Here is a 22,630-nt window from a genome sequence, read left to right as displayed (position 1 = left end):
ACCATCTCTCCGTTCGCTTCTCCGTCCGCGCGGCCGTCGCTCACAGCGCGCCCTTCGTCGAAGGAATGATCCCCGCCGCCCGCGGGTCCCGCTCGCTGGCGTAGCGCAGCGCCCGCGCCAGGGCCTTGAACTGGCACTCCACGATGTGGTGGGCATTGCGCCCGTACGGCACGTGGACATGCAGGGCGATCTGCGCCTGCGCCACGAACGACTCCAGTATGTGCCGCGTCATCGTGGTGTCGTAGGTGCCGATCATCGGCGCGATGTTCTCCGGCTCGGTGTGCACCAGGTAGGGGCGGCCGGAGAGGTCGACGGTCACCTGGGCGAGGGACTCGTCCAGCGGCACCGTGCAGTTGCCGAAGCGGTAGATGCCCACCTTGTCGCCGAGCGCCTGCTTGAACGCGGCGCCGAGCGCGAGGGCGGTGTCCTCGATGGTGTGGTGGGTGTCGATGTGCAGGTCGCCCTCGGTCTTGACCGTGAGGTCGAAGAGGCCGTGGCGGCCGAGCTGGTCGAGCATGTGGTCGTAGAAGCCGACACCGGTCGATACGTCGACCTGTCCGGTGCCGTCGAGATCGATCTCGACGACGACCGAGGTCTCCTTGGTGGTGCGCTCCACGCGTCCCACGCGGGTCATGCGCTCTTCTCCTTCATCAGCTCGCGTACCGCCTCGAGGAACGCGTCGTTCTCGGTGGGGGTGCCCGCGGTGACCCGCAGCCACCCGGGTACGCCGTTGTCACGGACCAGAACTCCCCGGTCCAGCAGGCTCTGCCATGCCGCGTGCGCGTCCTCGAAGCGGCCGAACTGCACGAAGTTGGCGTCCGAGTCGGTCACTTCGCAGCCGATGCTGCGCAGCTCGCTCACCAGCCGGTCGCGCTCGGCCTTGAGCGCCTCGACGTACCCCAACAGCGTATCGGTGTGCTCCAGGGCGGCCAGCGCGGTGGCCTGGGTAACGGCGGACAGGTGGTAGGGCAGCCGGACCAGCTGGACGGCGTCCACCACGGCCGGGTGGGCGGCGAGATAGCCCAGCCGCAGCCCGGCGGCGCCGAACGCCTTGGACATGGTCCGGGAGAGGATCAACTGCGGGCGGTTCTCGATCAGCGGCAGCAGCGAGGGGCGGTGGCTGAACTCCCCGTACGCCTCGTCGACCACGACGATCGAGGGCCCGGCAGCCTGCGCCGCCTCGTACAGCTTCAGCACCGTGTCCGCCTCGACGGCGGTCCCCGTGGGGTTGTTGGGGGAGGTGATGAACACGACGTGGGGCCGGTGTTGGGCGATGGCCGCGCGGGCGGCGTCCACATCAATGGTGAAATCCGCGTTCCGCGGGCCGGAAATCCAGCCGGTACCGGTGCCACGGGAGATCAGCGCGTGCATCGAGTACGAGGGCTCGAAGCCGATCGCGGTGCGCCCCGGACCGCCGAAGGTCTGGAGCAGCTGCTGCAACACCTCGTTGGACCCGTTGGCCGCCCAGACGTTGGCCACGCCGACCTCGTGCCCGGCGGTGCGGGTGAGATAGCGGGCCAGCTCGGTGCGGAGCTCGACCGCGTCCCGGTCCGGGTAGCGGTTGAGGTGGCGGGCCGCCTCGGTGACCCGCTCGGCGATCCGGGCCACCAGGGGCTCGGGCAGCGGATACGGATTCTCGTTGGTGTTCAGCCGTACGGGGACGTCCAGCTGCGGAGCGCCGTACGGGGACTTGCCACGGAGCTCTTCCCGGATCGGGAGATCGTCAATGCCGGTCACTTGCTCGGTGGCACCTTCCAGTCGAACCTTGCCTTCACCGCGGCGCCGTGGGCGGGCAGATCCTCCGCCTCGGCGAGCGTCACCACATGGCCCGCGACCTCGGCCAGCGCCTCCCGGCTGTAGTCCACCACGTGGATACCGCGCAGGAAGGACTGCACGGACAGACCGGAGGAGTGGCAGGCACAGCCGCCGGTGGGCAGCACATGGTTGGAGCCCGCGGCGTAGTCGCCGAGGGAGACGGGGGCGTACGCGCCGACGAAGACCGCCCCGGCGTTCCGCACCCGGGCGGCGACCGCCGACGCGTCCTCGGTCTGGATCTCCAGGTGCTCGGCCGCGTAGGCGTCCACCACGGCCAGGCCCTGCTCGACCCCGTCGACCAGCACGATGCCGGACTGACGGCCGGAGAGCGCCGGGCGGATGCGGTCCTCGACATGCCGGGTGGCCGCGATCTGGACCTCGAGCTCCTTCTCGACCGCGGTGGCCAGTTCCTCGGAGTCGGTGACCAGCACCGAGGCGGCCAGCGGATCGTGCTCGGCCTGGCTGATCAGGTCAGCGGCGACATGCACCGGGTCGGCGGTGGCGTCGGCGAGGATGGCGATCTCGGTGGGCCCGGCCTCGGCGTCGATCCCGATCCGACCCTTGAGCAGGCGCTTGGCGGCGGCGACCCAGATGTTGCCCGGTCCGGTCACCATCGCGACCGGACGGCACTCCTCGGTGCCGTACGCGAACATGGCCACGGCCTGGGCGCCCCCGGCCGCGTAAACCTCGTCGACGCCCAGCAGGGCGCAGGCCGCCAGGATGGTGGGGTGCGGCAGCCCGCCGAACTCGCGCTGCGGCGGGGAGGTGACGGCCATCGAGCCGACTCCGGCCTCCTGCGCGGGCACCACGTTCATCACCACGGAGGAGGGGTAGACCGAGCGGCCGCCGGGAACGTACAGCCCGACCCGCTCGACCGGCACCCAGCGCTCGGTGACGGTGCCGCCGGGCACCACCTGTGTGGTGTGGTCGCTGCGCCGCTGGGCGCTGTGGACCAGCCGGGCCCGCCGGATGGACTCCTCCAGGGCGGCCCGCACGGCCGGGTCCAGCTCGGCGAGGGCGCGCTGAAGGGCCTCGGCGGGCACCCGCACCCGCTCCAGGGTGACGCCGTCGAACCGCCGCGCGTAGTCGATCAGCGCCGCGGTGCCGCGATGCCGTACGTCCTCGCAGATCGGGCGCACCTTCTCCAGGGCGGCCTCGACATCGAGCTCGGCACGGGGCAGCAGGTCACGGTCGATGCCGCCCTCGGGGAGGGCGGCGCCGCGCAGATCGATACGGGAGATCACGCGATCAATTGTCTCAGACCCGATACGGCCGCCCGCCCCCCGTATCAGTGAGTGATACGGACCCCCTAAGTTGACCCTGACCGTTGGCGTTCAACCGGTTACTCAGCGGGAATGTGGTCCGTACGGGGACACGGAGTACAGGAGGGGGACACGGCTGTGACCGAGCCGCACGATGGCGATCCGCCCCCGGGCCTCGATCTGACCACCGCCGAATGGGGCATGTGGCAGGCGTTCCGCAATGGCAGCACCCACGATCTGCGTACCTCCCACCCCCAGCGGAACGACCCCTCCGGTCCGTACGCCTGGGGCCCCGAGCGCAGTGTGCGGGCGCGGGTCGTGGCGCTGCTGCTGCTGAACGGGCCGCCCGCCCAGCCGGGCCGGGTCGCGGCGCTCAAGCTCAACGGGGTGCACATCACCGGCACCCTGGATCTGGCCGGCGGGGTCATCAGTCCGTACGTGGAGCTGAAGAACTGCCGCTTCGAGCGCGAGGTGCTGCTCCCCGAGGCGCACTTCACCACCCTGCGTCTGGTGGGCTGCGCACTCCCCCGGCTGGAGGCGGCCCGGCTGCGCACCGAGGGCGATCTGCATCTGCCCCGGTGTGTCGTGGAGCACGGCATCCGGCTCACCGACGCCCACATCGGCACGGATTTACTGCTCAACCAGCTCATCGTGCGCCGGGACCGCCGGGGCATGTCGATCAGCGCCGACGGGCTGACCGTCGCCCAGGACTTCCAGGCCGACATGATCGAGTCGTACGGCGAGCTGAGTCTGCGCGGGGCGCAGGTGGGCGTGTCGCTCAGTCTGCGCGGCTCGCGGCTGCGCAATCCGTACGGGCGGCGGGCGCTGAACGCACCGCAGCTGACCGTCGAGCGCAGCATGTATCTGACCGGCGGCGGGATATCCACCTACTCCCCCGGCTCCACCCCGCCGTACGGCACCACCGACACCCCGACGCGCGGGACCCGGATCCAGCGCTTCGAGTGCGAGGGCGGGATACGCCTGGACGACGGGCGGATCGGTGACGCGATCGACTTCGACCAGGCCCGCTTCATCCTGGAGAACGACCAGGAGCTGTCGCTGCGCCGGGTCCAGACGCCCGAACTGCGCTTCGTCGGGGAGCGCCCGCAGCGCGGCCGGGTGATCCTCTCCGGCGCCCGGGTGGTCAACCTGGTCGACAAGTCGGTGAGCTGGCCGGGGCCGGGCGGGCTCACCATGGCGGGCTTCTGCTACGAGAATCTGATCCCGCGCGGCCACTTCCCGCTGACCCGGCGGCTGGAGTGGGTGGCCGCGGCGACTCCGGAGTACGCGCCCGAGCCGTACGAGATGCTGGCCAACTCGATGCGGGCCAGCGGTGAGGACGCGGACGCGCGCGAGGTGCTGCTCGCCAAGCAGCGCCGCCGCCGGGAAACGCTGCCGCTGGCCGGGAAGATGTGGGGATACCTCCAGGACTGGACGGTGGCCTACGGCTACCGCCCCGGCCGGGCGGCGGTGTGGATGGCGGTGCTGTGGGCAGTGGGCTCGGTGTTCTTCGCCCACAACCGCCCCGAGGCGCTGAAGCCGGATGAATCCCCGCACTGGAACGCCTCGCTGTACACGCTCGACCTGCTGATCCCGGTGGTCAATCTGGGCCAGGACGGCTATTGGAACCCCCGCGGGGCGGTCCAGTGGGCGGCCATCGTGATGATCCTGCTGGGCTGGGTGCTGGCGACCACGGTCGCCGCGGGCGCCTCCCGGCTGCTGCGCCGCCAGTGAAGAGGGACGCGCGGGGCCATTAGGCTTACGCCCCGTGACCTCCGCGCGCCTTCCGCTCTTCCCGCTGAACACGGTGCTGTTCCCGGGGCTCGTCATGCCCTTGAACGTTTTCGAGCAGCGGTACCGCTCCCTGATGCGCGATCTGTCGGCGCTCCCGGAGGAGACTCCGCGCCGGTTCGGGGTGATCGCGATCCGGGACGGCCATGAGGTCGCGCCCAGCGCGATCGGGCTCCCGGAGGCCGTGACGCTGCCCGACCGCGGCCCCGCCGCGGGCTTCGGCCCGGATCCGGTGAAGTCGTTCTATCCGGTCGGCTGTGTCGCGGACGCGGCCACCATCCGGGAGCAGGAGGACGGCACCTTCGAGGTGCTGGCCACCGGCACCACCCGGTTCGAACTGCTCTCGGTGGACTCCTCGGGCCCGTATCTGACCGCCGAGGTCAAGGAGCTCCAGGAGGAGCAGGGCGACGGTGCCGGGGCGCTGGCCTCCGGGGTGGTGCGGGCGTTCCGCACCTATCAGAAGCGGCTGGCGGGGGCGCGGGAACGCACCCTGGCCGCCGAACAGGACCTGCCGGGCGAGCCGTCCGTCCTCTCCTATCTGGTCGCGGCCGCCGCCGTGCTCGACACCCCGGCCAAACAGCGGCTGTTGCAGGCGCCGGACACCGCCAGCCGGCTGGCCGAGGAACTGAAACTCCTTCGCGCGGAGAGCGCGGTGATCGGTAAGCTCCCGTCGCTTCCCGCCGTCGATCTGACCCGCCGCCCGACCAGCCCCAACTGACGCCCGAGAGACATGGCCAAGAAATCCAAGAAGAACTCCGCCGGGACCCCTGCCACCACCGCCCTCACCACGGCGGGCACCCCGTTCACGCTGCACTCCTACACCCATGACCCGGCGGCCCCGTCCTACGGCGAGGAGGCCGCGCAGGCTCTGGGGGTGGAGCCGGGCCGGGTGTTCAAGACCCTCGTCGCCAGCGTGGACGACCGGCTGACCGTGGCGATCGTCCCGGTCTCCGCCTCGCTGGACCTCAAGGCCCTGGCGGCGGCGGTCGGCGGCAAGCGCGCGACGATGGCGGACCCGGCGGCGGCGGAGCGCACCACGGGCTATGTCCGCGGCGGCATCTCCCCGCTCGGCCAGCGCAAGCGGCTGCCCACGGCCCTGGACGCCTCGGCGGACGGATACGAGACGGTGTGTGTCTCGGCGGGCCGCCGCGGTCTTGAGGTCGAGCTGTCCCCCACGGATCTGGCGGCGCTCACCGAGGCCGTGGTGGCCCCGATCGCGCGCCACGCGGGGTAGGCCCGCCTCGGGGCATCCCGGTCAGGCGGGGGTGAGGCCCGAGTTCGGCAGCGGGGGCTCCGGGTCACGCGGGCCGAACAGCCCGGTCAGCATCAGATGCACCACCATCGCCGCCATCGACCAGGACAGCAGGGCGCCCTTGGCGCGCAACTCCAGCGGCCCGTCGAAGGTGACGCCCTTGCCGACCTCCCTGGCGTGGGCCGCGATGTCCGCGCTGGGTCCCAGCCAGACGCCCAGCCGCCAGGCGATCACCGAGGCGAGCACCCCGCCGATGGCCAGTCCGATGACCAGCGCGATCCCGCCCTGCCGGAAGAGCAGGAACACCACGATCGCCGTCACGGCCCCGAAGGCCAGAGCGAGCAGCGCGAACACCCCGTCCGCGCCGATGGCGTCCTCCCCCTCGGAGTTCTTCAGATAGACGGCGTTGTCACCGGCCAGGACCATCGGCACCTTCGGCGACAGCCAGAGCCACAGCAGCCCCAGCAGTACGCCCGCCACCGCCACCGCGATGGCCACCAGCGACGCCTGCACCAGCTCCGCCCGCAGCTCGGGCCCCGGCTCGGAGTACTCGCCGGGCTCGGGGTATTCAGGGTGTCCAGGGTGTTCGGAAGGTCCGGAGGTGTGCGCTTCGCCGGAGGGATACGGCGCGGAGCCTCCGTGCGGCTGCCCCTGCGGCTCCGGCCCCCGCGATCCGGCCCGCCCCTCGGCGGGCTCGTCCTGCGGCGACGGCTGATCTTGTGGCGTCAACGGTGCGGTCACCCCGTCATCGTGCCAGGTGGACGGCGTACTTCGGTCAGCGGGAGGTCCGCTGCGGCGCGTCACCGCACGGCCGCCCGCCGGTAGGCCCAGGTCGCGGCGGCGAGCGACACCACGGCCACCACGGCGCACACCCCGAGGTCGGCACAGACCGCCAGCCAGTCGGGCTGCCCGTCGAAGGACCGCGCCAGGGCCTCCACACCGTACGTCGACGGCAGCAGATCACGCGTGTACGACACTACCTCCGGCATCCGCTCGGCGGGCAGCACCCCCAGCAGCAGCGCCGCCGACATCCCCAACTGGCCGCAGAGCGTGGCCAGTTCCTGGCGTGGGGCGAGCAGTCCGAGGGCCGCGCCGAGCCCGGCGAGGGCGGCTCCGGAGAGCGGGATCACCGCGGCGAGGATCCACAGATGCCCCATCGGGAGCTGGAAGAGCGCACTGCCCACCACGGCGGTGACGGCCGTTCCGGGCACGGTGAACGAGGCGTACGCGGCGGCCGCGCCGAGCACCACCGCGGACGGCGGCACCGGCAGGGTGGCGTAGTGGTCGAGTCCGCCGCTCGCCCGCAGCTGTCCGAAGTACTGGGCCAGCAGGTTGAGCGCCACGAACGCCACGACCAGCACACTGGACCCGGCGACCACCGAGCGGGCCTCCGCCCCGCCGTCCACCACCCCGCGCATCAGGACCATGATCCCGACGGACTGGAAGGTGGCCACGAACAGCAGCGGGATCCGGGCCACCCGGGCCCGGCTGAGCTGGGCCCGGTAGACCGCGACGAGGGCGGGGAACAGCCGTGCGCGGGCCGCCAGCGGGGCGGGCACGCCGACTGCGTCTCCGGCCTCACCGGCCGGCGCGGCGGCCTTCGCCGGGGCGCTTCCCCCGGTGATACCGGACGGCATGGCCTGCGCGGGCACGACACTCACGTTGTGCTGCTCCTCTTCGCCTACAACGGCTTCGGTCGCTTCACGGACTTCACTACGGACACGGTCACGTCTGCGTTCACGCCTTCACCAGCCCCTGCGTCCCTTCCGCACGGCCGCCGAGTGCGAGGTACACATCCTCCAGGCTGGGCGTGGCCAGAGTGAAATCGTCCAGTGCGGCGAAGGCGGGGCCGCCGGTCACGGTGGCGATGGCGGCGCGTGCCTCGTCCGGGGCGAGCCGCAGCGTCCAGCGGCGCCCGGCGACGGAGTGGGCGGTCTCCCGCAGCGCGGCGACCCCGGCGACGTCCAGCGGCGGCTCGGTGCGCCACACCAGCTCCACCCGCACCTCGTCGGCGACCATCGCCTTGAGCCCGGCGGGGGTGTCGCAGGCGATCACCCGGCCTCGGTCCATCACCGCGACCCGGTCGAGCACCGTCTCGGCCTCGATGACGTTGTGGGTGACGAGCAGCACCGTCACCCCGCGCTCGGCCCGCCGCCGGTCGACCGCGGCCCACACCGCCCGGCGGGCCACCGGGTCCATCCCGGTGGTGGGCTCGTCCAGCACCAGCAGCGGCCGCTCGCCGACCAGCGCGGCGGCGACGCAGGCCAGCCGCCGCTGACCGCCGGAGAGCTTCTTCAGCGGCCGTCCGGCCAGCTCACCGAGGTCCAGCTCCTCGATCACCGCGTCGCGCTCGGCACGGGCCGCGCGGGCGTCGAGGCCGCGCAGCCGCGCCGTGGTCTCGGCGGCGAGGGCGACGGTCAGCTCGTCCAGCGCGGTCGAGTCCTGGCCCAGATAGCTCAGCAGCCGGGCGGCGCGCTCTGGGTGGCGGACGAGATCGTGGCCGAGCACCCGGACGGTGCCCTCGTCGGGCCGCAGCAGTCCGGTGAGCTGGCGGACCAGGGTGGACTTTCCAGCGCCATTGGGGCCGAGCAGCCCGAAGACCTCACCGCGCGCCACATCGAGGTCGATACCGTCGCTGGCCCGTACGGCGGGGGTGGCGGGCGCGCCGCGGCGTCCCCGCGCGGCGGGATAGGTCTTGACCAGGCCGCGCACGGTGCACACCACATCGCCGCCCGTCGCCTGTTTCGCGCCCATCCTCACGAGCTATGAGGGTACGCGCCCGGACAGCCGCTCCTGCCCTCGGGTCCCTCGCCGGACGGTGCGGGCCGTCGGCGGACCCCGCCGCCAGGTCCTGTCCTGTCGATCTTCGTGGATCAGCCCAGGGGCGTCTGGTGAGGGGGCACCTCCCAGCGGTAGCTGGGGGAGGATCGCAGGAAGGTCGTCCTCGTACTGGGCGTACTGGGCGTACTGGGCGTACTGGGAAGATCCCGACAACGCGGCGAGGCGCGGTGCCAGGCGTCGCGGGCCCGCGAAATCGGCAGGACAGCGCCTAATCGGGCGCCGGAGCGTGTTCCGCGGCCGTCCGGACGTCGATCTCGCGCCAGAACCCGGCCCGGATCGCATAGCGGTCGTGCTCGTCGATCTGATCGTCCTTGTGGGCGAGCAGACCGAAGCGCGCGGCATAGCGCAGCAGTTCACCGTCGATGCGGTGCGGGATACGGGGGTACTCGGTGGAGAGCTGCGGGAGGTTACCGGGGTCGGATAGCCGCTCGATCCAGCGGCGGGCGAAGACCTGGCCCACCTCGAAGGGGTCACCGCTGACGGTGGTGATGTCCTCCTCACGGTCGGCCCAGCGCTGCTCGGCGCTGGTGAGCTGGGCCAGCATGGGGAGGTTGGCGGTCTCCGGCGGCTCGCCCACTCCGGTGCCGGGGCCACGGTCGATCCAGCCCTTGTCGGAGGACCAGCGCAGGGTGGCGCTGGGGACGGGATGCGGGGCGGCGGGCCCGCCCGGTGCCCGGCCCAGCCCCGCGAGGTCCTTGGGGGTGGGCACACCGCCCTTGCTGACGGCGCCGCCCGCCCCGTCGGCGGCCCGCTCGGCGGGGTCCGCGGCACCGTTGCCGTCCGCCGCGCCGGGCCGGACGACGCCCGCGCCGGGCCGGGCGGAGCCGTTGGGGGCGTCGGTGGCGCCGGATCCGACGGCAGCTGCCGCCGCGGCGGCAGCTGCCGTCTCGGGCAGCGGGGCGGACAGGATGGCGGCGATCTCCGGGCGCGGCGCGGCGGTGCGGGCACAGGGGCCGGGGGCCTCCTTGGCGCGGACCGCCCCGGTGATCCAGGCGCGGTCCAGCACCCGCCGCTCATCGGCCTCGGCGACCAGGTCCTCGGACTGGTTGTAGTCCCCGTCCGCGGCCTGGACCGCCCACAGATGGACGGCGACGCCGTGCTCCTTGGCCGACATCAGCCCGGGGAGCAGATCGCCGTCCCCGGTGACCAGCACGATGTCGGAGCAGGCGCGGTTGCGGGCGAGTTCGGTGAGTTCGGCGTGCATGGCGGCGTCCACGCCCTTCTGCGCCCAGCGGCCGTCGCTGCGGGTCAGGGCGCCGAGCCGGACGGTCACCCGGGGCATCACCCGCAGCCGCCGGTGCTCGGGCTGCGGTACGCGGTCGGGGGCGCCGTCGAACCAGTAGATGCGCAGCAGGGGGCGCTCGGTCTCGGTCTCGGCGCGCTCCCGCAGGCCCTGGATAAGGGTCGCGTGGTCAACGGAGATACGGGACCGGGCGGGTTCGCCGGCCAGCAGGCTCGCGGCGGCGCCCAGCAGGTACCCGGCGTCCACCAGGACGACGCAGCGGTCCACGTTCCACCCTCTTTCAGACAGTCCAGTCCTCGGTCGCCCCCGTACACAGCCGTACCCCGGAATTTCTGATGGCTTTCTCTCGAGTCTGCCCGACCGCGCGGGGGTTATCAGTCCGAACTGGATCACCGGCGTGGCGGATACGGCCTACCCGCGAAGACCCCCCTTCTCACTCACGGTAATTGCCCGAAATGCACGGGTCACCAAGGCATGTCACTGTTCTTCCCGGAGGGCTTCCTCTCCGGAGGGCCCTGCACCGGGGGCTGATCCCAACTGGAGGCACACCACCATGGGCAAGAACAAGAACCGCGATCGCAAGCAGGCGCAGGCCCAGGCGCGGCAGAACCGCGGCCCGGCCGACCGCCCCGCCGAGCAGACGGGGGCCTCCTCGCAGGAGGCGCAGTCGCAAGCGATGCGGCCGGAGGGCGCCCCCGTGGCGGGTCGCAAGGACCGACAGAAGAGTTTCGGCCACAACTGACCGCCGCTTGCGAACGGTTGAGGGGCGCGCCCGGACCGGGCGCGCCCCTCGCGCGGAGTACGGAGCCGGGCGTCACCCGGCCAGACAGGACGCTCCCAGCAGCACCTTGAGGTCGCCGAACAGGGCCGGGTCCGCGGTGACCCGGTGCCGGTCGAGCCTCAGCACGGTGGTCTTACGGGCCCCTTGGAGCTTGATCCGCACCTCGGTGGAGCCGCGGTGGTGGCTGAGCACCTCGCCCAGCTTCTCGACCAGCGGCGGGGTGACCTTGACCGTCGGAATGGTGATCGTCACCGGCGCGTTGGCCGATGCCTCGGACAGATCGGGGACCATCAGCTCCATGGCGACCAGCCGGGGTACGTCCTCGCGCTTGTCCAGACGGCCCTTGACGAAGACCACCGCGTCCTCGACCAACTGGGTGGAGACCAGCTGGTAGGTGGCGGGGAAGAACATGCACTCGATGGAACCGGCGAGGTCCTCGACGGTGGCGATGGCCCAGGCGTTGCCCTGTTTGGTCATCTTGCGCTGGAGACCGGAGATGATGCCGCCGATGGTGACGATCGCGCCGTCGGCGTGCTCACCGCCGGTGAGCTGGGCGATGGCGGCGTCCGCCTTCTCGTTGAGGACATGCTCGATACCGAAGAGCGGATGGTCGGAGACATAGAGGCCGAGCATCTCCCGCTCCTGGGCGAGCAGATAGGTCTTCTCCCACTCGATGTCGGAGAACTCGATGTCCAGCCCGAAGCCCGGACCATCGCCCCCGCTGTCGTCGCCCATGCCGCCGAAGAGGTCGAACTGCCCCTCGGCCTCCTTGCGCTTCACCGCCACCACGTTGTCGATCATCGTTTCGTAGTGGGCGGTGAGGCCCTTGCGGGTGTGGCCCATCTCGTCGAAGGCGCCCGCCTTGATCAGCGATTCGGTGGTGCGTTTGTTGCAGACGACCGCCTCGACCTTGTCCAGGTAGTCGGGGAAGGAGCTGTACTTCCCCTTGGACTTGCGGCTGCGGATGATCGCTTCCACCACGTTCTGACCGACGTTCCGCACGGCGGTGAGACCGAAGAGGATCACATCGTCGCCCTGCGCGGTGAAGTTGGCCTCGGACTCGTTGACGTTCGGCGTGAGGACCTTGATGCCCATACGGCGGCACTCGTTGAGGTAGATCGCCGACTTGTCCTTGTCGTCGCGCACCGAGGTGAGCAGCGCCGCCATGTACTCGGCGGGGTAGTTGGCCTTGAGATAGGCGGTCCAGTAGGTGACCAGGCCGTACGCGGAGGAGTGCGCCTTGTTGAACGCGTAACCGGCGAACGGGACCAGCACGTCCCACACCGCCTGGATGGCCTCGTCCGAATAGCCCTTCTCGCGGGCGCCCTTCTGGAAGTTGACGAACTCCTTCTCCAGCACCTCGGGCTTCTTCTTGCCCATCGCGCGGCGCAGCAGGTCGGCCTGGCCCAGCGAATAGCCCGCGAGCACCTGGGCGGCCTTCTGCACCTGCTCCTGGTAGACGATGAGGCCGTAGGTGATCCCGAGGACCTCCTTGAGCGGCTCCTCCAGCTCGGGGTGGATCGGGGTGATCTCCTGCTGGCCGTTCTTCCGCAGCGCGTAGTTGATATGCGAGTTCATGCCCATCGGGCCCGGCCGGTAGAGGGCCGAGACGGCGGAAATGTCCTCGAAGTTGTCGGGCTTCATCATGCGCAGCAGGGAGCGCATGGGGCCGCCGTCGAACTGGAAGACGCCGAGGGTGTCACCGCGGCAGAGCAGTTCGAAGGTCTTGGGGTCGTCCAGGGTCAGATCGAGCATCGTCAGATCGACGCCCTTGTTGGCCCGCACCATCTTCACGGCGTCGTCCATGATGGTGAGGTTCCGCAGGCCGAGGAAGTCCATCTTCAGCAGGCCGAGCGACTCACAGGTGGGGTAGTCCCACTGGGTCACGACCTGGCCGTCGTTCTTGGGCGAGAAGACCGGGACATGGTCGGTGACCGTCTCGCTCGACATGATCACGCCCGCGGCGTGCACGCCCATCTGCCGCACCAGGCCCTCGATACCGCGCGCGGTGTCGATGACCTTCTTCACATCCGGCTCGTTCTCGTACATCCCGCGCACCTCGCCCGCCTCGCTGTAGCGGGGGTGCTTCTCGTCGGTGATACCGGACAGCGGGATGCCCTTGCCGAGCACATCGGCGGGCATGGCCTTGGTGATGCGGTCGCCCATCGCGTACGGATAGCCGAGCACCCGGGCCGAGTCCTTGATGGCGTTCTTGGCCTTGATGGTGCCGTAGGTGCCGATCTGCGCGACCTTGTCATGGCCGTACTTCTCGGTGACGTACCGGATGACCTCACCGCGCCTGCGCTCGTCGAAGTCGATGTCGACATCGGGCATGGAGACGCGCTCGGGGTTGAGGAACCGCTCGAAGATCAGCCCGTGCTCGACCGGGTCGAGGTCGGTGATGCCCATCGCGTACGAGACGATCGAGCCGGCCGCGGAGCCACGGCCGGGGCCGACCGCGATGCCGTTGTTCTTCGCCCACATGATGAAGTCGGCGACCACGAGGAAGTATCCGGGGAACCCCATCTGGATGATGACGTCCATCTCGTACTCGACGAGCTTCTGGCGGTCCTCGGGGACGCCGCCGGGGAAGCGGCGGGCCATCCCCTTGCGGACCTCCTCCTGGAACCAGGTGACCTCGGTGTACCCGTCCGGCACGTCGAACCGCGGCATCAGGTCGCGCTTGTCGAACCAGCCGTCGGTGTTGATCTGCTCGGCCACCAGCAGCGTGTTGCGGCAGCCCTCCTGCCAGGCGTCCGAGGAGTCGATGGCGTACATCTCGTCGGTGGACTTGAGGTAGTAGCCGGTGCCGTCGAAGCGGAAGCGGTCGGGGTCGGAGAGGTTCTTGCCGGTCTGCACGCACAGCAGCGCGTCATGGGCCTCGGACTCGCGGGAGTAGGTGTAGTGCGAGTCATTGGTGACCAGCGGGGGGATGCCCAGCTTCTTGCCGACCTCCAGCAGCCCGTCCCGGACCCGGCGCTCGATCTCGATGCCGTGGTCCATCAGCTCCAGGAAATAACGGTCCTTGCCGAAGATGTCCTGGTACTCGGAGGCGGCCTTGACGGCCTCGTCGAACTGGCCGAGCCGCAGCCGGGTCTGGAGCTCGCCCGAGGGGCAGCCGGTGGACGCGATCAGCCCCTCCGACCACTGGGCGATGGTCTCCTTGTCCATCCGGGGCCATTTGACGAAATAGCCCTCCATATAGGCGTCCGAGGAGAGCCGGAAGAGATTGTGCAGACCGGTCTTGTCGGCCGCCCAGATCGTCTTGTGGGTGTAACCACCGGAACCGGAGACGTCATCGCGCTTCTGGTGCGGCTGACCCCACTGCACCCTCCGCTTGTAGCGGCGCGACTCCGGCGCCACATACGCCTCGATCCCGATGATCGGCGTGACCCCGGCGCCCGTCGCCTGCTGATAGAAGTCGTACGCCCCGTGGAGGTTGCCATGGTCGGTCATGGCGATGTGGGTCATGCCCATCTCATTGCACGCGTTGAACATGTCCTTGAGCCGCGCGGCACCGTCCAGCAGCGAGTACTGGGTGTGGACGTGCAGGTGCGTGAAGGGCGGCTTGGTCACGGTGGCAGACCTCCGGAGAACGGTCGATGACGGCAGGGCGAGCCAGCTCCGAAGGTTACCCCTCCGCACTGACAGCGGGCGGGCACCGGCGAGTAGCCTCAGGCGTTGATCCGGACAGGCCGTCCCCTCCGTCGGGCGCTTGCGCGCGCGCCGGGCGGGACGGAAATTACCCTGTCGGTTCCGATCCGGATCCACATGAGTCCGGCCAGATCTCTGATGCCCCAGGAGGCGTTCCGCATGTCGACCCAGCTGACCCAGGCGGAACAGCGCGGTGAGCACATCCTCGCCGTCTTCGACACCGCCTTCGGCGAGCTGCTCGCCGCCGACCCGGCCGCCTTCCGCGTCAAGTTCCGGAAGATGGCCGCCTCGGCGTTCGCGTTCTACCGCGGCACGGCGTGTCTGTTCTACTCGGACGTGGAGCGGGAGCGCTCGGGCGGTCCGTATCTGGACGAGCGCACCAGCCGGGTGTGGATCCACGGCGATCTCCACGCGGAGAACTTCGGCACCTATATGGACGCCAACGGACGGCTGATCTTCAATGTGAACGACTTCGACGAGGCATACGTCGGCCCCTTCACCTGGGACCTCAAGCGCTTCGCCGCCTCGGTCGCGCTGATCGGCTACACCAAGGCGCTCAGCGACGAGATGATCTCCGATCTGGTGCGCACGTACGCCACCGCCTACCGCGAGCGCATCCACGCCCTGGCCACCGGCGCCAAGGACGACGAGGTGCCGCCGTTCACGCTGGAGACCGCCGAGGGCCCGCTGCTGGACGCGCTGCGCGACGCCCGTTCGCTGACCCGCTTCGGGCTGCTGGAGTCGATGACCGGGATCCGCGACTTCGAGCGCCGCTTCTCGGCGGGCGGCGGCTCCATCGAGCTGGACGCGGCCACCCGTTACAAGGTCCTGGCCGCCTTCGACGGCTATCTGGAGACGCTGCCGGAGTCCAGCCTCACCCGCCCCGACTCCTACCGCGTGAAGGACGTCGTGGGCCGTCGTGGCATCGGCATCGGCAGCGCCGGACTCCCCTCGTACAACATCCTTCTGGAGGGCAACAGCGACGCCCTGGAGAACGATGTGGTGATCTACATGAAGCAGGGGCAGACCCCGGCCGTCTCCCGGCACATCACCGATGAGGCGGTGCGCTCGTACTTCCATCACGAGGGCCACCGCACGGTCATCTCCCAGCGCGCCCTCCAGGACCACGCCGATCCGTGGCTGGGCTGGACCGAGCTGGACGGCGCCGGGCAGCTGGTCGCCGAGATCTCGCCGTACGCGGTGGACCTGGACTGGTCCGACATCGACGACCCGGCCGAAATCGCCGCGGTCGTCGCCGATCTGGGGCGGGCCACGGCCACCATGCACGCGGCCGCCGACGACCAGAGCGGCCACTCGCTGGTGCCGTTCTCCACCGAGCGCGCCATCGACGCGGTGATCGCCGCCGACGAGGACGGCTTCGCGGAGCTGCTGGTGGAGTTCGCGCACTCCTACGGGGCGCGGGCACGGGCTGACCACCAGATCTTCGTGGACCTCTTCCGCAACGGCCGCATCCCCGGGCTCTGACGGCAGCGTCCCCGGGCCGGAGGGCCACAGCCGCCAGGCGGGACCCGCGGCCGTGGCCCTCCGGCCCGCCCCATAGGGTTGTTGACCATGTGGCCCGGAGAGCAGCCGCCAGGGGGCGAGCAGAACCCGCAGCACAACGGTCAGCACCAGCCGTACCCGCAGCCGGGGTCGCCCCCGCCGCCTCCGGGACCACCACCCGCCCAGCCTCCGGGCGGCGGGGGAGGCTGGGGCACCCCGCCACCGGACCGGCAGCGCCGGGCCGGGCTGACCGCGATCATCGGGGTCTCCGCGGCCGCCGCGGTGCTCGCCGCCGTGCTGGTGATCACCGACGACGCCCCGGAGGACGGCTCCACCGGCTCCTCGGACCAGGTGCAGCCCTCCCTGCCGGGCCCGCGGGGCTCCGCACCGGCGGGCGGCACGGGTGGCACGGACGGCAGCGGCGGCTCCGGCGATGACGCCCCCGGAAGCGGTGGCGGAAGCGGCTCGGGCGACTCCGGATCCGGCGGATCCGGCGGCTCGGGCCCCGTGGTCAAGCCCGCGCACACCTCCGGTGCCAACGGCACCACGGTGCTGATCGGCAAGAAGGGCTCCGGGCACACCCTGGATGTCTACGAGGACATGCGCTGCCCGGTCTGCTCCCAGTTCGAGCAGGGGGTCGGGGCCACCGTCCGCGAGGACATCAAGGACGGCACGTACCAGGCGTCGTTCCACTTCGGCACGTTCCTCGACAAGACCCTGAACGGCAGCGGCTCCCGGAACGCACTCAGCGCACTCGGTGCGGCACTGAACGTGAGCACCGACGCCTTCCTCGACTACAAAGCCGCTCTGTTTTCCGCCGAGCACCACCCCGCGGAGTCCAAGGACTCCTTCGCCAGTGACGCCTTCCTGCTGGACGTCGCCGACGATGTGCCCGCCCTCAAGGACAGCGCCGCCTTCCGCAAGGCCGTCCGCAAGGGCACCTACGACCGCTGGGCCCAGGAGGTCTCCTCGGACTTCGACCGGTCCGGGGTGAGCGGGGTCCCCACCGTGAAGCTGGACGGCTCCGAGATCACCGGGAGCGGCGGGTCGGCGCCCTTCACTCCGAGGGAATTCACCGAGGCGGTGAACGACCAGCTGGGGGACTGACCGGCAGGGGCCGGGCCGGCTCTTGATGTCGCCCCTACAACCGGCCATGGCAGACTTTGAGGTCATGGACAGCACCGGACCGCAGCTGAGGACCGTGCGCGCGGCGCTCTTCACAGCGCTGTGCGTCACGCTGTCGTCCGCCTCCCATGTGCTGCTGTCGCACACCCCGCTGCCGCTGGCCACCGTCGCCGTGCTGTCGGTCGCCGTCTTCGCCCTCGCCTACGCCCTCGCGGGCCGGGAGCGCGGCTTCTGGAGCATCGCCGCCCTGCTGGTCCCGCTGGAGCTGGCCGCCGACACCGTCTTCACCACCGGCCAGGACGCCTGCTACGGGCAGTCCGGCGGACCGGTGGCGGGCTCCCTGCGCTCCATGGGCGTCACGGTGCTCTGCGATGGCGGCGATGTCGGCACCCCGCTGGCCCAGGTGACCCATCCGGGCGGTGGGACCCCGCTGGCGGCCGCGGTCAGCTCCGCCACGCCCTGGCTGCTGCTGGCCGCGCATATCGCGGTGGGGCTGATCGCCTCGGCCTGGCTGCACCGCGGCGAGGCCGCCGTCGGGCGGCTGCTGGGCTCGCTGGCCTGGTTCGCCTTCCGGCCCCTGCTGCTGGCCGCCGCGGCGGCCGGCGCGGCGCTGGAGCCGCACCGCCCGGGTCCGCGCGTGGTGCGCCCGGCCCGTCCGGCACCCGCGTTCCCCCTCCTCGTGCACTCCGTCGTGCGTCGTGGACCGCCCTGCTCGGCTCTGGTCTGAGCACGCTCCGAGCACAGCTCTGAGCACAGCGATCCACCCACCCGTACGCAGTACTGACGCATTCACGACGGAGATCGATCACATATGAGCAACCGCAATAGCCACCAGAACAAGCAGGCCGCACGCGAGCGGCTGCGCGCCGAGCGCGAGCGCCAGGCGAAGAAGGACCGGATGCGCCGCCAGCTGATCGTGGGCGGCGCGGTCGTCACGGTGCTCGCGATAGCCGGCGGCATAGGTTACGCCGTCTCCAACATGGACGGCGACACCACCGTCAGCCAGAAGTGGTCGGCGGCCGCCGAGAAGACCAAGCTGGTCACGCCCGCGAACACCTCCGGCCCCAACGGCACCACGCTGATCATCGGCAAGAAGAGCGCCAAGAACACCCTCCATGTCTACGAGGACATGCGCTGCCCGGTCTGCTCCCAGTTCGAGCAGCTCAGCGGCAAGACCGTCGAGGCGGACATGAAGAAGGGCACCTACAAGGTGCAGTACACGATGGCCGCCTTCCTGGACGACGCCGACCCGATCCTCGGCACCGGCTCCAAGAACGCCCTGAGCGCGCTGGGCGCGGCGCTGAACGTCAGCCCGGACGCCTTCCTCGAGTACAAGTCCGCGCTCTACTCGGCGAAGAACCACCCCAAGGAGACCGACGACGCCTTCAAGGACGACAAGAAGCTGCTCGCCGTCGCGCAGCAGGTCAAGGTCCTCAAGGGGAACAAGGAGTTCGAGCGGGCCGTGAAGAAGGGCACCTACGACCACTGGGCGGTCGAGATGTCCAAGACCTTCAACAAGGCCAAGAAGGACGGCATCACCGGTACCCCGGCCTTCCAGATGAACGGCCACAACCTGGAGGTCAACGAGAACCCGCCGATGACCCCGCAGCAGTTCACCCCGCTCGTCCAGAAGTACCTGAAGAAGTAGCCGCAACCCCACGGCTCTTGACGGGGCCGGTGCGCGCCGGGAACGGCCCGCGCACCGGCCCCTCGGTGTCTGCGAGCGGTCTCCGGGGAGACATGTAGGCGAACTTCCCGCCGAGGCCTGTCCTCTGGGATTACTAACCAGTAATCTCCTCCGCCGTGACCCCCCATGACCATCACCACATATCGCGCCGCAGCGCCGTCACGGCCGTAGCCGCGACCGCCGCCCTGCTGCCCCTCGCCGGCCTCCCCGCCCACGCCGCGGAAGGACCTGCCTTCGTGCACGGCGTCGCCTCCGGTGACCCGTTGCCCGACGGAGTCCTGCTGTGGACCCGGATCACCCCCACGCCGGACGCGGTGCCCGGCTCCGGGCGCGGCTCCGCCATCGACGTCCGCTGGGAGGTGGCCTCGGACAAGGACTTCCGCTCGGTCGTCGCCCACGGCACGGTCCGCGCCTCCGCCGCCGCCGACCACACCGTCAAGGCCGATGTCCGCGGACTCAAGCCCGCCACCGACTACTTCTACCGCTTCAGCGCCGACGGCGGCGCCACCTCACCGGTGGGCCGCACCCGCACCACCCCCGCCGAGAACGCCGCCGCCGACAAAGTGCGCTTCGGCGTGGTCTCCTGCGCCAACTGGGAGTCGGGCTACTTCTCGCCGTACCGTCATCTGGCCGGCCGTACCGACCTGGACGCCATCCTCCACCTCGGCGACTACATCTACGAGTACAAGAGCGGCGAGTACCCGGAGGCGAAGTACGTCGTCCGGCCGCACCAGCCCACCCACGAGATCATCACCCTCGCCGACTACCGCATCCGGCACGCCACGTACAAGACCGACGCCGACGCGCAGGCGCTGCACGCCGCACTGCCGGTGATCGCCATCTGGGACGACCACGAGTTCGCCGACAACGCCTGGTCGGGCGGGGCGGAGAACCACACCCCGGACAGCGAGGGCACCTGGGCGGCCCGGATGTCCGCCGCCAAGCAGGCGTACTTCGAGTGGATGCCGGTGCGCACCTCCACCCAGGGCACCACCTACCGGCGGCTGCGCTACGGCAGTCTGGCCGACCTCCACCTGCTGGACCTGCGCTCGTTCCGCGATCAGCAGGTGTCCACCGGCAGCGGCGAGGTGGACGACCCGGACCGTACGCTCACCGGACGCGCCCAGCTGGACTGGCTCAAGTCCGGTCTGTCCGGCTCGAACACCACCTGGCGGCTGGTGGGCAACTCGGTGATGATCTCGCCGGTGGCCTTCGGCTCCATCCCGGCCGATCTGCTGGGCCCGCTCGCCGAGTTGCTCGGACTGCCCAAGGGCGGGCTGACCATCAACACCGACCAGTGGGACGGCTATACGGACGACCGGCGCGAGCTGCTGGCCCATCTGACCGACAACTCCATCAACAACACCGTCTTCCTGACCGGTGACATCCATATGGCGTGGGCCAACGACGTACCGGTGAAGGCCGCCACCTATCCGCTGTCCCGGTCCGCCGCCACCGAGTTCGTGGTCACCTCGGTGACCTCCGACAACATCGACGACATGCTCCATGTGGCACCGCACACGCTGTCCCTGGTGGCGGCCGCGGCCATCAAGGCCGCCAACCGCCATGTGAAGTGGCTGGACATGGATTCGCACGGCTACGGTGTGCTCGACATCACCGCCGAGCGGGCCCAGATGGACTACTACACGGTCTCCGACCGGACCGATCCGCACGCCACCTCGTCCTGGGCCCGGTCGTACCGCACGCTCTCGGGCACCCAGAAGATCGAGCGCGTCGACAACCCGGTGGCCTGAACCGTACGAACCCGCCTGGACGGGCTCAGAGTTCGTCGAGGAAGCCGAGGGCCACCCGCCAGGTGGCCTCGGCCGCTTCCTTGTCGTAGTCCGGCAGCTCGGGGTCGGTGTACAGATGCCCGGCCCCGGCGTAGCGGAAGACCTCCACCTCGGCGCCCGCCCGCCGCATCCGCAGATACCACGCGCTCAGCCAGTCGTGCGGCTCGAACGGGTCGGGGTCGGCGACATGCAGCTGCACCGGCAGTTCGTCGGTGGCCGCGTCGTCGGCGATGTCCGAGGTGCCGTGCAGCAGAAGCAGCCCACGGGCCTTCTCGTCGCCCAGGGCCAGGTTCTGCGCGATGGACGCGCCGAGCGAGAAGCCCGCGTAGACCAGGCCGCGCCCGGAGTGTGGCGCCGCGGCGGTGATGGCCCGCTTCAGCAGCTCCTCCCGGCCGATCTCGTCCTTGACGGCAATGCCCTCCTCGACGCTGTCCGCCGTCCGCCCCTCGTACAGGTCGGGCACGATCACCTCGTGCCCGGCCGCCCGCAGCAGGTCGGCCGCCGTGTGCACCGCGGGGCGCAGCCCGTACACGGAGTGGAACAGAACGACCGTCGACGCTTCCGCCACCGCTTCACTTCTCCTCATTCAGGGTTCCGCTCGTCCCATCGTGCCAGTTACGTTCCGAAGGACGCGGATCCGGGAAGACGGGACACCCGGGACTCCCGAAGGAAGGATGAGGTAGGTGTCCATGGAGGACGTACTGCGTCCGCTCGTCGTCATCGGCGGCTCACTGGCCATCACGCTGTGCATCGGCTGGGCCGTCGACTGGTCGCTGCGGAGGGCCGACGCCCGGCACCCGGAGACCCCGCTGTGGGGTCTGCTGCGGCGCTGTCGAATCCCCTTGCAGGTGACCGTGTGCACGGCGCTGCTCAGCGGTTCGTACGACAAGACACGGGCGAAGGTCGTCGAGGCACACAGCTCGGCCATCGGTCAGCTCCTGGCGCTGGTGCTGATCGCGGCCACCGCATGGCTGGTGGTGCGGGTCGCGTCGGTCGTGGTGGAGTCCACCTACGCGCGCTACGCCGCCAGTGCCCACGACCCGGCGCGGGTGCGCCGGGTGCGGACCCAGGTGACGCTGATCCAGCGGGTGGTGACCGCGGTCGTCGGGGTGGTGGCGATCTCCGCGATGCTGCTGACCTTCCCGGCCATGCGCGCGGTCGGCACCTCGATGCTGGCCTCCGCCGGGCTCGTCGGCATCGTCGCCGGTATCGCCGCCCAGTCGACGCTGGGCAATCTCTTCGCGGGACTCCAGATCGCCTTCGGCGACATGGTGCGCATCGGCGACACCGTGGTGGTCGACGGCGAATGGGGCACGGTCGAGGAGATCACGCTGACCTTCCTGTCCGTACGCACCTGGGACGAGCGCCGGATCACCATGCCGGTGTCGTACTTCACCTCCAAGCCGTTCGAGAACTGGTCGCGCGGCGGCACCCAGAAGACGGCCACGGTCCTGTTCCACCTGGACCACGGGGCGCCCATCGAGGAGATGCGCAACCGGCTGCGGGAGATCGTGCGGAGCTCCACCGCCTGGGACGGCCGGGACTGGAACCTGCTGGTGACCGACACCACCCCGAGCACCATCGTGGTGCGGGCGCTGGTCACCGCCCGGGACCCGGACGACGCCTGGACGATCCGCTGCGAGGTGCGCGAGCAGATGATCGCGTTCCTGCGGGACTTCCATCCCTACGCCCTGCCGCGGATCGCCACCGCCCCCGCGCCGGCCACCGCCCCGCAGCCCCGGCGCCGCCCGGAGCGCGAGGACCACTTCGCCCGCTTCGACGACAAGCTGAGCAAGGACGGCACGGGGCGCGGCCGGAGCTGAGACGTCCCTACAGGACCCGCCGCACCGCGCGGTGCGGAATGCCGCTGCCCTCGTCGAACT

At 70.6% G+C, this 22,630-nt stretch carries 19 protein-coding genes; 10 read left to right on the top strand and 9 right to left on the bottom strand.

Annotated elements, in window-relative coordinates; translation table 11 throughout:
- Nucleotides 1–40: 40 nt before the first annotated feature.
- From hisB to hisD, 3 genes are read right to left on the bottom strand one after another with little or no spacing between them, the layout of a single operon-like run.
- Entirely contained in the window at nt 41–634 is a 594-nt protein-coding gene (hisB, locus tag AC4BEG_RS26230) for an imidazoleglycerol-phosphate dehydratase HisB (RefSeq protein WP_490702201.1), read from the bottom strand.
- On the bottom strand, nt 631–1,737 hold the full coding sequence (locus AC4BEG_RS26225) for a histidinol-phosphate transaminase (protein WP_490702200.1): 1,107 nt from the start codon (nt 1,735–1,737) through the stop codon (nt 631–633). Before AC4BEG_RS26225 ends, hisB begins: the two co-directional genes overlap by 4 nt.
- A complete protein-coding gene (gene hisD, locus AC4BEG_RS26220) occupies nt 1,734–3,059 on the bottom strand; it encodes a histidinol dehydrogenase (RefSeq protein WP_490702199.1) in 1,326 nt (441 codons plus the stop codon). Before hisD ends, AC4BEG_RS26225 begins: the two co-directional genes overlap by 4 nt.
- A gap of 156 nt (nt 3,060–3,215) precedes the next feature.
- On the opposite strand from hisD, the gene AC4BEG_RS26215 reads away from it, so the two are divergent.
- Genes AC4BEG_RS26215 through ybaK form a run of 3 tightly spaced genes read left to right on the top strand, consistent with a single transcriptional unit; the run spans nt 3,216 to nt 6,102 of the window.
- Nucleotides 3,216–4,811 carry an oxidoreductase gene (locus AC4BEG_RS26215; RefSeq protein ID WP_490702198.1) on the top strand — a complete coding sequence of 532 codons (1,596 nt, stop codon included), beginning with the start codon at nt 3,216–3,218 and terminating at the stop codon, nt 4,809–4,811.
- A gap of 34 nt (nt 4,812–4,845) precedes the next feature.
- Entirely contained in the window at nt 4,846–5,586 is a 741-nt protein-coding gene (locus AC4BEG_RS26210) for an LON peptidase substrate-binding domain-containing protein (RefSeq protein WP_490702197.1), read from the top strand.
- Between the two features lie 12 nt (nt 5,587–5,598).
- Nucleotides 5,599–6,102, top strand: coding sequence for a Cys-tRNA(Pro) deacylase (ybaK, locus tag AC4BEG_RS26205; protein ID WP_490702196.1), 504 nt, complete (start codon nt 5,599–5,601; stop codon nt 6,100–6,102).
- Between the two features lie 21 nt (nt 6,103–6,123).
- On the opposite strand, the gene AC4BEG_RS26200 is transcribed toward ybaK, so the two are convergent.
- The 4 genes from AC4BEG_RS26200 to AC4BEG_RS26185 all read right to left on the bottom strand — a co-directional run bounded on the left by AC4BEG_RS26200 (nt 6,124) and on the right by AC4BEG_RS26185 (nt 10,471).
- Complete coding sequence (locus AC4BEG_RS26200; RefSeq protein ID WP_490702195.1) at nt 6,124–6,861, bottom strand: ABC transporter permease; 738 nt, start codon at nt 6,859–6,861, stop codon at nt 6,124–6,126.
- Between the two features lie 59 nt (nt 6,862–6,920).
- Nucleotides 6,921–7,757, bottom strand: coding sequence for an ABC transporter permease (locus AC4BEG_RS26195; protein WP_490707196.1), 837 nt, complete (start codon nt 7,755–7,757; stop codon nt 6,921–6,923).
- Nucleotides 7,758–7,857: 100 nt separating this feature from the next.
- Nucleotides 7,858–8,874 carry an ABC transporter ATP-binding protein gene (locus tag AC4BEG_RS26190; protein ID WP_490707195.1) on the bottom strand — a complete coding sequence of 339 codons (1,017 nt, stop codon included), beginning with the start codon at nt 8,872–8,874 and terminating at the stop codon, nt 7,858–7,860.
- A gap of 295 nt (nt 8,875–9,169) precedes the next feature.
- Nucleotides 9,170–10,471, bottom strand: a complete 1,302-nt coding sequence (locus AC4BEG_RS26185) for an NYN domain-containing protein (protein ID WP_490702194.1) — start codon at nt 10,469–10,471, stop codon at nt 9,170–9,172.
- Nucleotides 10,472–10,757: 286 nt separating this feature from the next.
- Here AC4BEG_RS26185 and AC4BEG_RS26180 point away from each other — a divergent pair, with 286 nt between their 5' ends.
- Nucleotides 10,758–10,946, top strand: a complete 189-nt coding sequence (locus tag AC4BEG_RS26180; RefSeq protein ID WP_490702193.1) for a hypothetical protein — start codon at nt 10,758–10,760, stop codon at nt 10,944–10,946.
- A 72-nt stretch (nt 10,947–11,018) separates the two neighbouring features.
- On the opposite strand, the gene dnaE is transcribed toward AC4BEG_RS26180, so the two are convergent.
- Nucleotides 11,019–14,561, bottom strand: coding sequence for a DNA polymerase III subunit alpha (gene dnaE / locus AC4BEG_RS26175; RefSeq protein ID WP_490702192.1), 3,543 nt, complete (start codon nt 14,559–14,561; stop codon nt 11,019–11,021).
- Nucleotides 14,562–14,798: 237 nt separating this feature from the next.
- On the opposite strand from dnaE, the gene AC4BEG_RS26170 reads away from it, so the two are divergent.
- The 5 genes from AC4BEG_RS26170 to AC4BEG_RS26150 all read left to right on the top strand — a co-directional run bounded on the left by AC4BEG_RS26170 (nt 14,799) and on the right by AC4BEG_RS26150 (nt 20,708).
- Nucleotides 14,799–16,124: a DUF2252 domain-containing protein gene (locus AC4BEG_RS26170; RefSeq protein WP_490702191.1), complete on the top strand. Its 1,326-nt coding sequence runs from the start codon at nt 14,799–14,801 to the stop codon at nt 16,122–16,124.
- 87 nt (nt 16,125–16,211) lie between these two features.
- Nucleotides 16,212–17,249: a thioredoxin domain-containing protein gene (locus AC4BEG_RS26165; RefSeq protein WP_490702190.1), complete on the top strand. Its 1,038-nt coding sequence runs from the start codon at nt 16,212–16,214 to the stop codon at nt 17,247–17,249.
- Nucleotides 17,250–17,313: 64 nt separating this feature from the next.
- Nucleotides 17,314–17,994: a hypothetical protein gene (locus tag AC4BEG_RS26160; RefSeq protein ID WP_490702189.1), complete on the top strand. Its 681-nt coding sequence runs from the start codon at nt 17,314–17,316 to the stop codon at nt 17,992–17,994.
- 84 nt (nt 17,995–18,078) lie between these two features.
- Nucleotides 18,079–18,915: a thioredoxin domain-containing protein gene (locus tag AC4BEG_RS26155; RefSeq protein ID WP_490702188.1), complete on the top strand. Its 837-nt coding sequence runs from the start codon at nt 18,079–18,081 to the stop codon at nt 18,913–18,915.
- A gap of 155 nt (nt 18,916–19,070) precedes the next feature.
- On the top strand, nt 19,071–20,708 hold the full coding sequence (locus tag AC4BEG_RS26150; protein WP_490702187.1) for an alkaline phosphatase D family protein: 1,638 nt from the start codon (nt 19,071–19,073) through the stop codon (nt 20,706–20,708).
- Between the two features lie 25 nt (nt 20,709–20,733).
- On the opposite strand, the gene AC4BEG_RS26145 is transcribed toward AC4BEG_RS26150, so the two are convergent.
- Nucleotides 20,734–21,333: a dienelactone hydrolase family protein gene (locus AC4BEG_RS26145; RefSeq protein ID WP_490702186.1), complete on the bottom strand. Its 600-nt coding sequence runs from the start codon at nt 21,331–21,333 to the stop codon at nt 20,734–20,736.
- A gap of 103 nt (nt 21,334–21,436) precedes the next feature.
- On the opposite strand from AC4BEG_RS26145, the gene AC4BEG_RS26140 reads away from it, so the two are divergent.
- The gene (locus AC4BEG_RS26140; RefSeq protein ID WP_490707194.1) at nt 21,437–22,570 is read left to right on the top strand and encodes a mechanosensitive ion channel family protein; all 1,134 of its coding nucleotides are present in this window, start codon (nt 21,437–21,439) and stop codon (nt 22,568–22,570) included.
- Nucleotides 22,571–22,630: the final 60 nt, after the last annotated feature.

The sequence above is a fragment of the Streptomyces sp. JLBJ103 genome (genome assembly GCF_058215575.1).
This window is presented reverse-complemented; position numbering and strand designations above follow the sequence as displayed.